We start from the raw sequence: 11,986 nt of genomic DNA on the forward strand, positions 1-11,986 counted from the left end.
GAATATGTCTTCCATATTCATACCCCCTCCGCCAAAGCCTCCGGAAGGACCACCGGCATGACCGAATTGATCGTACCGCTGGCGCTTTTCGGCATTGCTCAATACCTCATAGGCTTCAGCTGCCTCTTTGAATTTCTCCTCAGCTTCTTTGTTGTCCGGATTCTTATCGGGATGGTGTTTGATAGCCAGTTTGCGATAGGCCGACTTGATTTCGGCCTGATCGGCATTGCGCGAAACGCCTAATATATCGTAATAGTCTCTTTTTGCCATGCTTACTTATCCATTAACTTCCAACAACAACTTTTGCATGGCGCAGCACCTTATCGTGCAAGAAATAACCCTTTTCAATCTCGTCAATCACTTTGCCCTTCAAGTCATCGCTGGGAGCAGGCACATTGGTGATCGCTTCCTGCAAGTCAGCATCAAAAGGTTTCCCGATAGATTCCATCTCTTTCAGTCCTTGGTTCGTCAAAATGGTTTTAAGTTTTTGGGTGACCAACGAAACGCCTTCTTGTATCGGGGCGACTTCCGTAGCTGTTTCAAAGGCTTTCAATGCCCGGTCCAGGTCGTCCAATACGGGCAGCAGGTTGGCAATGACATCTTTGCCGGCCGATTGCATCAGTTCGATACGCTCTTTTGCTACCCGGCGTTTGTAATTGTCAAACTCGGCATACAGGCGCATGTACTTGTCATTGGCCGCACCGAGTTCGTCACGCAACTGTGCCGTTGCTTCCACTTCGTCGGCAACCAAATCTTCTTTGGTTAAGGTAGCATCCGTTTCCGGAGTTTCCGGCACGGGGGCATCTTGGTTTCCCATCATATCGTTATTATCGTCGAGGTTTTGTTTTTTTTTATTCCTTGCCATCGCTGTCATCAAATAGGATTGTCAACTGCCGCTTGTAACCGCAATTTCGCTGCCATTGGCAAAATTCGGTCACCCTGTCAGTATCTCGTCATGAAACATGTTAAAAGTGACGTATTCGTAAAGGTGGATGCCGTAAGTACGGAACTATATTGACACATTGTCCTGCAGCATGCCATCAGTTGTTTTGATGATGCGCGAGGGCATATTTCGGATGATTTGATAATCGTGTGTCGCCATCAAGATGGATGTACCGCCCCGGCTGATTTCTTTCAACAGGAGAACAATCTCCTCTGAGGTCTCGGGGTCGAGGTTCCCCGTAGGTTCATCGGCGAGTATGATTTCGGGATTGTTTAGCAATGCACGGGCAATGACCACCCGTTGCTGCTCACCACCCGAGAGTTCGTGCGGCATTTTTTTGAGCTTGGAGCGGAGGCCGACTTTTTCGAGCACGTCCAGCATCCGGTTATTGATTAGGTTTTTGTCTTTCCAGCCCGTTGCCCGCAGGGCGAAGGCCAGGTTCTTTTCGACGGTGCGATCAGTCAATAAATGGAAGTCCTGGAAAACAATGCCCAGCTTGCGGCGCAGGAACGGCACTTCACGTTCGCTGAGTTTCTTCAGATCGAACCCGGCAACCATCCCCTCACCGCTGGCAATATGCAGATCGCCGTAAATGATTTTGAGCAGGCTACTCTTGCCGCTACCTGTTTGGCCGATAAGGAAAACGAATTCACCTTTATCAATGGTCAGGTTCACGTTAGCGAGGACGAGGTGTTTGGGTTGGTAGATATCAACATTTTTGAGTGTGATTACCGTATCGCCGATCATATAGTTACAGTTCTAATTTCCTAATTTGTCCGAAAGGCATTTCTTTGACAATTTCCATGATGTCGGCAGCCTTTTCGCCCATCCCCAGTTTTTCGAGGGACTTATCCGGCCGATCTACCCGGAAATAAGCCAGCAATGTAAATGCGTCATCGCGAAGCTGGACATAATCCGGTATTTTGGCAACGCCCTTGACTTTGATGACATACATGGTGTACAAAGTTAGCATTATTACGTGAAAGATAAAGACTTCATCGGTGGGCCGCCAAAAAATCCAAGGTATTCACACCATCTGCATAATCGTCGAGGGCCGGTTGCTGGCTTTGGCCAAACCCGACCACCGGCGTAGCAATGGCCAATGGTTTTTGGCTGACCACGCATTGCAGTTGGGTGGCCAGTTCATTCAGCCGGTCCACGAGGGTTCCATTCGATGGATACGTTTCCATGTAAAGCACCCCCAGCGGCGACGCATTCCGTTCATCGGGTTTGATTAATACGAAGCCATTATCAAAATGGGTATCGCCATTGATCAGGTAGATGGATTTGTTGTAATCGTAGTTATTAACGTATTTATGATGGTTGATGATATCGGAAAATGAGCTGATGCCTCGAAAGAATATTGCGAAGTCGTAACCCTGCGGCACAAACAATTTGGATACACTGCGGCAGCCTAAACCGAAGTAATCAAAAATGTCGCTACCGAGTCGTCGTAGTTCTTCTTCGTTTTCCATCCCAGACAGGATGGCAACGCTATTCCGGTTTCGACGTATGACGTGTGGCTTATGTCCAAAATAATAGTTGAAGTACCGCGAACTATTATCGCTCCCCGTAGCAATGACAAGATCGAAATCGGCCAAGCGGTCAGTTACGTTTATTTTTTTGGCAAAACCCGGTTCGATTTCCTGTAGCTTGGCCAATAGGTGAGGGGTAAGTACAGGATCTACTGTTGCCATCTTCACCGATACGTTGAATCCCGCTACGAGCACACAGAGGATGTCGTGGAAACCCACCAACGGGATGTTGCCCGCCAGTACCAGCCCAGCGGTCTTATCGGTATCCGTATCGAAGGGGTAGGGGGCCAGCCAGGTTCGGAGCTTCTCGTCCGATAACTGTTGGGCGATAGCCCTCAATGCCCGGTATGTGTTTTGCGTCGTAAACCAGGGGTTGTTGCGGTAAGCCGATTCAACCACCTGATGTAATTCGGGAACGTCTGACAGTAGGTAATTACCCAGTTTGGTGAATGCCTCTATACGTTGTTTCTTTGTCAAAATGCGAATATTAAGGTCGTCGTTACGTAATATTTGTTGTATATTTGCCTTTAAATTTGTTTAGCAACAAAAAGACGACTAATTTTGTAGTGAACTTTTTGATCAAGTTGCAAAAATAGGTTTTTTTATTTTATCATATACGTAAGCGTAAGAGTTAGATGGCAATTAAGATAACTGATGAATGCATAAATTGCGGGGCCTGCGAGCCCGAGTGCCCAAACAATGCAATATATGATGCAGGGGTAAGTTGGCGGTTCTCTGAGGGAACTAGCCTGAGTGGGGTAATTGATTTTGGCGATGGCACTACGCTCGATGCCGATGAAGAACAAGCCGCCATATCGGATGAAGTTTATTACATTGTATCGGATAAATGTACGGAGTGCGTGGGTTTCCACGATGAACCCCAATGTGCTGCGGTATGTCCGGTAGATTGCTGCGTCGATGACGAGGATGTCCGCGAAACGGAAGACGAATTGTTAGCCAAGAAAGCTTGGTTGCATGCCGAATAATGCCCGTGCGGCTTCATCTCCCCCAACAAGAACAAGGCCCCCCAACATTCCATGGGGGGCCTTGTTACATTCGGCATCTAGCGAGGCTGTTCTCCTTTAGCACTTACCGGGAACGACCAATACGGGGCAGGAAGCCCTCCTCGTGACACTTTCCGAAACACTGCCCGAAATGAAGTGGTCAAAGCCGGTGCGCCCATGCGTACCCATGATAATGAGATCCGCGGCCCATTCACTTGCAACCGTAAGGATTTCCTGTTTTGGATTGCCGATCCGGTTGAAGGTGAAGACCTCTTTGAGATCTTCAAACCCCTTGCTTATTTCATTTAGCATGGATTTGGAATTTTCCTCCTGTATCTCGGTGGTCTCAGGAATAATGATCGGTTGCTGTCCCATCAAAGGGTCTGCACCGTAATTGGTCGGTGCGGCGGGTTCGATGACGTGGATGAGTGCAACCGATGCACCCATGGTCTTCGCAAGGCTATAGCCGTGCTGCAATGCTTTTTTCGAACACTCGCTATCATCGGTGGCGATGAGTATGCGATTATAAACCACTGATTTTGTTTCCATAACTAGCGGGATTATTACTCCATTACTTCCATAAATATAACAACTATATATTCATTTTGGTTTTTTACCGGCACTTTAACATATCGTACTGCTAGGATAATTCCTGCATCAATTTATCAAATTCGGCCCGCAAAGCAGCGAGTTCGGCTTCCACTTTTGCCAAACGTGGCGCCAGCCCCGAGGAAGTGTCCACGCCTTCCGTGATCGAATCGTCATCCTCCGGCGCCGCCGTGCCACCCAGCAGTTGCATATAGCGGGCTTCTTTTTGTCCCGCGCGTTTAGGTAGTTGTTTTACAAACGGCTGGTCAGCTTCGGCCAGTTTATCGAGGAAGGCCTGTACCTCCTCGAGTGATTCGAACTCGTACAATCTACCTGAATTGGTGTTCAACTCGCCCGGCGTCTGTGGCCCACGTAGCAGCAAAAGGCAGATGATGGCGATTTCGGCTGGAATGACGGGATATACAACCGCAAAATTGTGTTTGTATTTGGTAACCCGGCTGGAACCGCCAACCACCGTCGAGACCATCCCTTTTTTCCGGAGCGCATCAAGCGTAGTTATAACGGTGTTGTCGTCATATTGAACGACCGGTTTGCGGGATGTTTTCTGGTTGCATGCGGCGACCAGTGCATTGAGGGTAAGCGGGTAGTATTCAGGAGTTGCTTTAGATTTTTCCATCAAGGCGCCCAATACACGCTGCTCTTCGGCAGAAAGGACGGGGAGTAGTGGTGTTGTATCCATGGTTTGGCTTTGTCAATTCGTTACCTTTCAAAAATGGAATAATTATCCCAATTAAACAACTTTGTGTGAAAAAGGCGTCTCAATTGTTATCTTCGCCGCATCAAATCAATGCGCATTGTTTAAGATTAGCCGCCATTCATTTTTTCCCACGTACTGCCCGTCGGTATGGTTTTCCGGTGGAAAAAATTCCCCATGATGATTGAATGCGATTCATAATAACAAAGAAGATGTTTTACTATACCGATACAACGATCAACCAACTGGCTGTCCACCGCGTGGGCAATAAATTACGCGACGAATTTTATGCCCTCAGTGATGCGCCCCTTGTTTTGGAAGATGAACAACTCACGAAGCTACTCACACATTATTTTCTCAGCCCATTTGCGAAGGTAAACGAAGTATATCGACTCACCCATGCTAGTGGAACACTTGAACTGAATGAGGTATACCATTTTTCAAAGTCGTTTTTTGAAGGTAAACTGGATTTCCATTCGTTGGGGCAACAGTTGTGCAAACACCTATTTGAGGCTTCGGACCACGCGAATATCAAAGGCGGGGAGCTCTATGTAGCCCACCTGAACCGGCTGCAATTGGAGGGGGAGGAGCATGATGCCATCGGGATATTCAAATCCGAAAGCAAGGAGCCTTTCCTTAAGGTGTCGCCGATTCAAAGTTCCTTTGAATTGGGGTACGAGCGGGAAGCTATCAACATCAATAAACTCGATAAGGGATGTGTCATTGTCCATACCGAAGAGGGAGAGGGGTACAAAGTACTGGCCATTGACCAAACCAACCGACAACAAGAAGCCGCCTATTGGAAAGATGGCTTTCTGGGGGTTCGTATACGCAACGACGACTTCCATAAAACCGGCAATTTCCTGAAGGTTTACAAAACATTCGTGGATAAAGGGTTGGATGAAACATTTGAACTGGAGCGTACCGATAAGATCGATTTGCTGAACCGCTCTATGGATTACTTCAAGGAAAAAGATACGTTCAACGCAAAAGAGTTTGAAGAAGAAGTGTTGGGTAATCCGCAGGCGGCAGCCCTCTTCAGTGACTATCGCCAGCAATTTGAAACCGATCACGAGTCGCCCTTCGGGGAGCAGTTTGATATTGCGCCCGGAGCCGTTAAGAAAGCAAACGCGACATACAAAAGTGTGTTGAAATTGGATAAAAACTTCCATATCTATGTGCACGGAAAAAGAGAGTATATTGAAAAGGGGTTTGACGAAGAAAAAGGGATGAGTTATTATAAAGTGTATTTTAAGGAGGAACACTAGCACGTTTTCCGGTTCTTTATTTCCAGATTCTTTCCAGATTTCGCGGCTACTTTGGTCGCCATTCAAATGATGTAGCCTGATAAATTGTATGACGAAAAAAAAGGATGACGTATTTAACGAGGTAATCAAGAAACCTTCGGACTTTAAGTTTGGCGCTACCGTAGCCAATGCGTTTGATGATATGGTGGAGCGTTCCGTCCCTTATTACAACGAAATCCAGCGAATGATCATCGAGCAAGCGTGTGAGTTTGCGATGCCAAACACGAACGTGTATGATTTAGGGTGTTCAACAGGGACAACTTTTCTGCATTTGGACCCATTGGTGGATGAGCGTATCCGTTTTGTGGGGATAGACGATTCGAAAGACATGCTCCAAAAGTGTACCCAAAAATTAAAAGAGGCGAAGCTTAAGCGCGCCTATGAACTAAAGAATGCCGATCTCCACCAGGATTTTTCCATCGAGAACGCTTCGGCGGTCATCCTTTGCCTTACCTTGCAATTCGTACGCCCGATATACCGGGAAAAATTGCTCCGACGCATCTATGAGGGCCTCAATCCGGGAGGGGTACTCATCATCTCCGAGAAAATCCTGGCGGAAGACAGCCTGTTCAACCGCAATTTCATCAAATACTATTACGATTATAAGCGCCGTAACCATTACAGTGAGCTCGAAATCTCACAGAAGAGGGAAGCCCTTGAAAATGTGTTGATACCCTATAAATTGAGTGAAAACATAAAAATGCTAATGGAAGCAGGTTTCAGCCATACCGAAGTGTTCTTCAAATGGTATAATTTCTCCGGGTTCGTTGCCATTAAAAACTAGTAACATGGTTCAGATAGGCAACTTTTTTTTCAAGTACCGGAATTTTCTATTTATTTTTCTCTACTTGGCGCTATTCATCCCGTTTGCACCGGTTTTCAGCGAGGCGGCCTTAGGTCCCGACTATTATCGTTATCCCTTACTCATCGGCTTGCTGGTTACCATATTGGGGCAGCTGATCCGCGGTGCTACCATAGCTTTGGCTTACATCGTTCGGGGCGGCAAAGACAAGAAAGTGTATGCCAATACATTGGTAACGAATGGTATTTTCGCGCATTGCCGCAATCCGCTTTATGTGGGTAATATCTTAATGCTTGTGGGCGTGGGCATTCTGGTCAATTCCATGCTTTATATGCTGGTTTTCATACCGCTGTTCCTGTTCATTTACCAAGCCATCGTTTTGGCCGAGGAACATTTTTTACGGAATAAGTTCGGAAGCGACTTCGACGCCTATACAAAGCGGGTGCACAGGTGGCTAATCAATCCTATCGGACTGGGAAAAACCATTTCGGGTATGCATTTCTCCTGGAGACGCTGGCTGATGCGTGAATATAATACGCAAGTGGTATGGATGCTCTGTATCGTTGTGATATTGGTGTTCAAATACACCCACTGGACATGGGATGCTGCCACGCGGAACACGTGGTTTATGATTGCCGTATTGGTATTGGCCTGTTATTATGGCACCATCCGTTATCTCAAGAAATCGGGCACATGGCCAACGGTGTAAGAAAATAAGTTGCACCCACCGTTTGATTAACCCAATTCCAGCTCCTGTTTGATGCCTGTTGCAGCGGCTCGGTAAACAGCGTCGATAATTTTGAGGTCCCTCAGCCCCTCATGGCCGTCTACGGGTACGATGGGGACATCGCCATCTAAAATGATACCGGCCATTGCGTCCATTTGTAAGGTCTGGTGGGTCACATGCGGTTGCGTAAGTTCACCTTTGTTGGTGCGCCCTTTGATGGGGCCGTAACCCGTGGAAGGTTGCATTTCCGCAAAGCCCTTTTCACCGTTGAGGAAAAAGCGGTCCAGGTAATTCATATTATACGTGGATAGGCATGATGCCACAGCGCCACTCGGGAATCCCAGTTGGAACTGGATGGTTTCGTCGACCCCTTCCTTGAATTTTACCGAATCCGTTTTAGTTTCCTGGGCAGTTACCCATATCGGTTCTTCACCGACCATATAACGCGAGCCGTTTATGGCGTATATGCCGATATCCATCATCGCGCCGCCTCCGGCGAGGTCTTTATCCAATCGCCATTGATTGGGATCGCCGATCCGGAAGCCGCATTGCCCCTGGAAAAACTTTATCTTACCGAATTCACCCGCAGCTCGCATCCGCACCACTTCTACCGTCTTCGGTTCGAAATGCATCCGGTAGCCGACCAACAGCTTTACGCGAGCACGGGTGCAGGCATCTACCATTTCTTGCCCTTCATTGGCGTTAAGTGCCATTGGTTTCTCGCAAATGGCGTGTTTTCCTGCTTTGGCTACGCGGATTACGTGGTCGTGGTGGAGCGCGTTGGGCGTAATCACATATACCGCATCAATTTCCGGATTATCTTTGATGCGGTCTAAATTTTCGTAATTATACCGGCTTGTCTCAGGCACACCGAATCGGTTGCCCCAATCGGCCAATTTTTCCGGGGTTCCACTGATGAGCCCCGTTATTTTGGCACGTTTGCAAGATTGCATCGCCTCCGCGACCCGCGAAGCGTAGCCGCCAAGCCCCATTAATGCCACTTTTAGCGTCGGACTTTGGGATAATGTGATGGGCCGCAAGCCGCTGTTGGCAAAGGTATGGTAAGACGAGAGAAAGGGGAGGGTGGCAGCTGAAGCGGCCAGTTTTTGCAGGAAATCGCGACGGGAGTTTTTCATGATGGTATCTATATGCTATTTTTCAAATTAACCTCAAACTGACCCGATTGTTTATTCGAGATACAATATGCCCCTGAATCCCCTAGCGCCGTAATACGAGTCGGCACCGTTGTGGTAAACGAATACCCTTCCGAAACGGCAATCGCCAAAAATGGCGCCACCAAGCTTACGAACACCATCGGGTGTTTTCAACCAACTGGATGTTTTTGTATCGAACCTTTCCAGTTGCTGCAAAGTGAGGTATTGTTCCTCGGTAAGCAAATCCACACCCATTTCGGTTGCCATGTCTATGGCGCTGTTCGACGGTTTGTGGGCCTTTCTCGATTCGAGCGCAACACGATCATAACAAAGGCTCCTGCGGCCCTTCGGACTTTCCGCAGCACAGTCAACGAACATGTAGGTCGCCGACTTGTTGTCGTAGCCCACGATATCCGGTTCGCCACCGGTCACTTCCATCTCATCGAGAATCCATAATTTCCCCGGTTTAGCTTCAAGCTTCGCTTGTATTTCACGCCAATCGAGGCCTTTATGGCGATGCATGTTTTTCTCAAATCGTTCACGTAAGGTGTTGAGTAATTCGTCTCGCTGTTCGGGAGTCAGTTCTTTTTTTGTCGGCGCCATCTTGTCGGTTAATTCGATTCGTAATGGTCGTGTATAACGACCAGCTATCCAAAAATAGTAATAACGGCGGAACTAAAAGACGGTATTGGCAAATATTTATTTCACTTGGATGTTTTTGTTGCAACATAGTTGCGTATTATTGTGTAGCTTTGCCGGATGGCACGAACTAATTATTTCGATGTGATCATTGTTGGGGGAAGCTACGCCGGTTTGTCGGCTGCAATGGCGTTGGGCCGTTCTTTACGAAACGTGTTGGTTATCGACAGTGGGCTGCCCTGCAATCGGCAAACGCCGCACTCGCACAATTTCATCACTCAGGATGGCGAGGCACCGTTGGCTATCGGCAGGAAGGCACGCGAGCAGGTAATGCGGTATCGAACAGTACATTTCTTGGATGACGTGGCGCTAGGTGCGGTAAAAACCACCGGTGGCTTCACAATTACCACGAAATCGGGTGCTATCGCTATTGGGAAAAAGTTAATCTTCGCAACAGGGATCGAAGACCGGCTACCTAATATCAAGGGTTTTGCTCCATGTTGGGGCATTTCTGTCATCCATTGCCCCTATTGCCACGGGTACGAGTTCCGTGACCAGCGAACAGGCATTCTGGCAAATGGAGACCGGGCGTTTCACTTGGCATCGCTTGTAAATAACCTCACCGATAAACTGGCTATCCTTACCTCGGGTGCTCCGACGTTCACATCCCATCAGTTCGCGGGTTTAAAGCGACACGCCATCGAGGTTATCGATGCCAACGTCATTGAAATAGTTCATCGGGACGGCCGCCTTGAAGGCGTCGTGTTCGAGGATGGTAACACGGTGCCGTTCCACGCCCTGTATGCCGCCGTTCCTTTTGTCCAACATTCCGATATTCCCGTTTCATTAGGATGCGAACTCACTGAGCATGGTCACGTCAAAGTAAACCATTCTCAACAAACAACCGTTGCAGGAATATATGCATGTGGAGACAACGCCAGTCCCATGCGGTCGGTTGCCAATGCCGTGGCGGCGGGCAATTTCACGGGCGCCACTGTCAATAAAGTGTTGGTCGATGAAGGCTTTTAGCCGGCAACGAGCGATTCCAGAAACTCCCTTACTTCATGCAGGTTGTCGAAGGATCGATCTGCTGGCAACGCACGCCTAATCGGCAGGTGTGTCTGCACACCGAAGCAGGTTAATCCAGCAGCCTTAGCGGCGGTGGCACCCGTTACGGAATCTTCCAGCACGAGGCAGTCGTCGTGCTCAAATCCCAGTTGGGCTACGCAACGTAGGTAAGGTTCTGGGTTCGGCTTTGGTTGGTGCACATCCGTACGGCTCACCACCGTCGAAAAAAAGTGGCGTAGGTTATTCCGTTCCAAGTGGTAGTTGGCGACCTCCCGTTTGCTGGAAGTTACTACCGCCATAACAATCTTCCGTTTGTGCAGAAAATTGATCAGATCGGTTGCACCCGGCATCAGCGATACGGTCTCTACCTCATGCAGGTCCGCAATGAGCGCGCGTGTACGGTCATAGAATGCTGTCTTGTCTACCGTAAAGCCATAATTGTTATGCAGGTGTTCCAAGGCTTGGCCATCGGTTTTGCCGGCCAATTCATGTTGCCACATATCGCCATCCAGTGCAAACCCATAATGCTCCAGTGCTTTCCGCCAAGCCTTATAATAAAACCATTCCGAGTCAATCAGGGTACCATCCAGGTCAAATAATACGGCTTTCCAGTGTCCTATCCTATCGTGTTCTTCCATATGCTGCAAAGGTACGAAAACCGATTCACGGTATCGACCGGATCGTGCGGGCTTATGATAGTGGTTCCGGCCGTGGTGGGTTGTCGGACGGCCGGGATTTATCGGCAGGCAATGGAATGAATTCGTTATTATCATTGGGTGGCAAAACAAAGCGTCCCTGCTTCCAATCTTCTTTCGCTTGTTCGATGCGCTCTTTCCGTGAAGAAACGAAATTCCACCAAATGAACCGCTCGCCCAAAGGCTCCCCGCCGAGGAGCATCAGTGTAGTTGCCTCCTCCTTAGCGATGATACGAGGGTCGACGCCTTTGGTGAATACCAACATCTTTCCGGCGCTGTAAGTAACTCCACCAACCTCAACCGCTCCCTTCACCACATAAAATCCGCGCTCCGCGTGTTGTTGTGGTAGGCCGAAAAGGGCGTCTTTCTGTAAAACAACATGGAGGTAGAATAACGGTGAGTGGGTATGCACGTCACTTTTCAGACCATAGGCGTTGCCCGCAATGAGTCGCATCCAGATACCTTTGTCAGTGAAAATCGGCAATTGTTCCGGTTTGTAATTGGTAAAAGACGGTGCTGCTTCCTCGTCACGTTCGGGCAGCGCCACCCATGTCTGTATCATTTCCAGGCCGCCCGCCAACGATGCGGGGTCCTCAAATCGTTCGGAGTGGGCTATGCCGCTACCTGCTGTCATCCAGTTTACCTCGCCTGGACGGATGATCTGCTCCACACCCAAGCTATCGCGGTGCGTTACCATGCCACCGAATAGGTAACTCACGGTTGATAAGCCGATATGCGGATGCGGTAGCACATCCATATCCGCCGGCGTAGCCAATGGGTTATTAACCGGGCCGGCGTGGTCCATGAAA

16 protein-coding genes are annotated in these 11,986 nt (G+C 48.6%); 5 read left to right on the top strand and 11 right to left on the bottom strand.

The features are described 5' to 3' along the window. The 5 genes from ACO1NT_RS15875 to ACO1NT_RS15895 all read right to left on the bottom strand — a co-directional run. Positions 1-270, bottom strand: a 270-nt coding sequence (locus ACO1NT_RS15875; RefSeq protein ID WP_449049719.1) for a DnaJ domain-containing protein, incomplete at its 3' end; no start/stop codon positions are given. Between the two features lie 13 nt (positions 271-283). Beyond that, positions 284-865, bottom strand: a complete 582-nt coding sequence (locus tag ACO1NT_RS15880; protein ID WP_449049720.1) for a nucleotide exchange factor GrpE — start codon at positions 863-865, stop codon at positions 284-286. 144 nt (positions 866-1,009) lie between these two features. Further along, complete coding sequence (locus tag ACO1NT_RS15885; RefSeq protein ID WP_374742832.1) at positions 1,010-1,690, bottom strand: cell division ATP-binding protein FtsE; 681 nt, start codon at positions 1,688-1,690, stop codon at positions 1,010-1,012. A 4-nt stretch (positions 1,691-1,694) separates the two neighbouring features. Beyond that, entirely contained in the window at positions 1,695-1,898 is a 204-nt protein-coding gene (locus ACO1NT_RS15890) for a fructose-6-phosphate aldolase (RefSeq protein WP_449049721.1), read from the bottom strand. Between the two features lie 40 nt (positions 1,899-1,938). After that, positions 1,939-2,955 carry an acyl-CoA reductase gene (locus ACO1NT_RS15895; RefSeq protein ID WP_449049722.1) on the bottom strand — a complete coding sequence of 339 codons (1,017 nt, stop codon included), beginning with the start codon at positions 2,953-2,955 and terminating at the stop codon, positions 1,939-1,941. Positions 2,956-3,113: 158 nt separating this feature from the next. On the opposite strand from ACO1NT_RS15895, the gene ACO1NT_RS15900 reads away from it, so the two are divergent. Beyond that, positions 3,114-3,464, top strand: coding sequence for a 4Fe-4S dicluster domain-containing protein (locus tag ACO1NT_RS15900; protein ID WP_325639466.1), 351 nt, complete (start codon positions 3,114-3,116; stop codon positions 3,462-3,464). Positions 3,465-3,560: 96 nt separating this feature from the next. Here ACO1NT_RS15900 and ACO1NT_RS15905 read toward each other — a convergent pair whose 3' ends face one another. Beyond that, complete coding sequence (locus ACO1NT_RS15905) at positions 3,561-4,031, bottom strand: universal stress protein (protein ID WP_449049723.1); 471 nt, start codon at positions 4,029-4,031, stop codon at positions 3,561-3,563. Positions 4,032-4,122: 91 nt separating this feature from the next. Then, a complete protein-coding gene (locus tag ACO1NT_RS15910) occupies positions 4,123-4,770 on the bottom strand; it encodes a YceH family protein (protein WP_449049724.1) in 648 nt (215 codons plus the stop codon). Positions 4,771-4,997: 227 nt separating this feature from the next. Between ACO1NT_RS15910 and ACO1NT_RS15915 the strand changes: the two genes are divergently transcribed. The 3 genes from ACO1NT_RS15915 (at position 4,998) to ACO1NT_RS15925 (ending at position 7,603) form a co-directional block, all read left to right on the top strand. Next, positions 4,998-6,053, top strand: a complete 1,056-nt coding sequence (locus tag ACO1NT_RS15915) for a nucleoid-associated protein (protein ID WP_449049725.1) — start codon at positions 4,998-5,000, stop codon at positions 6,051-6,053. An 88-nt stretch (positions 6,054-6,141) separates the two neighbouring features. Next, on the top strand, positions 6,142-6,876 hold the full coding sequence (gene cmoA, locus ACO1NT_RS15920) for a carboxy-S-adenosyl-L-methionine synthase CmoA (RefSeq protein ID WP_449049726.1): 735 nt from the start codon (positions 6,142-6,144) through the stop codon (positions 6,874-6,876). Between the two features lie 4 nt (positions 6,877-6,880). Continuing rightward, positions 6,881-7,603, top strand: a complete 723-nt coding sequence (locus ACO1NT_RS15925; RefSeq protein WP_449049727.1) for a methyltransferase family protein — start codon at positions 6,881-6,883, stop codon at positions 7,601-7,603. Positions 7,604-7,629: 26 nt separating this feature from the next. Here the strand turns inward: ACO1NT_RS15925 and ACO1NT_RS15930 are convergent, their stop codons facing one another. After that, the gene (locus ACO1NT_RS15930) at positions 7,630-8,757 is read right to left on the bottom strand and encodes a Gfo/Idh/MocA family protein (protein ID WP_449049728.1); all 1,128 of its coding nucleotides are present in this window, start codon (positions 8,755-8,757) and stop codon (positions 7,630-7,632) included. Positions 8,758-8,808: 51 nt separating this feature from the next. Then, positions 8,809-9,378 (bottom strand): DUF4256 domain-containing protein, encoded by a 570-nt coding sequence (locus ACO1NT_RS15935; RefSeq protein ID WP_449049729.1) that lies wholly within the window; start codon positions 9,376-9,378, stop codon positions 8,809-8,811. A gap of 156 nt (positions 9,379-9,534) precedes the next feature. Here ACO1NT_RS15935 and ACO1NT_RS15940 point away from each other — a divergent pair, with 156 nt between their 5' ends. Then, the gene (locus ACO1NT_RS15940) at positions 9,535-10,443 is read left to right on the top strand and encodes an NAD(P)/FAD-dependent oxidoreductase (protein WP_449049730.1); all 909 of its coding nucleotides are present in this window, start codon (positions 9,535-9,537) and stop codon (positions 10,441-10,443) included. On the opposite strand, the gene ACO1NT_RS15945 is transcribed toward ACO1NT_RS15940, so the two are convergent. Beyond that, positions 10,440-11,120 carry an HAD family hydrolase gene (locus ACO1NT_RS15945; RefSeq protein WP_449049731.1) on the bottom strand — a complete coding sequence of 227 codons (681 nt, stop codon included), beginning with the start codon at positions 11,118-11,120 and terminating at the stop codon, positions 10,440-10,442. The two genes, ACO1NT_RS15940 and ACO1NT_RS15945, sit on opposite strands and share 4 nt — an antisense overlap. A gap of 52 nt (positions 11,121-11,172) precedes the next feature. Then, positions 11,173-11,986, bottom strand: an 814-nt coding sequence (locus tag ACO1NT_RS15950; RefSeq protein WP_449049732.1) for a pirin family protein, incomplete at its 5' end; no start/stop codon positions are given.

The sequence above is a fragment of the Parapedobacter sp. genome (genome assembly GCF_053550995.1).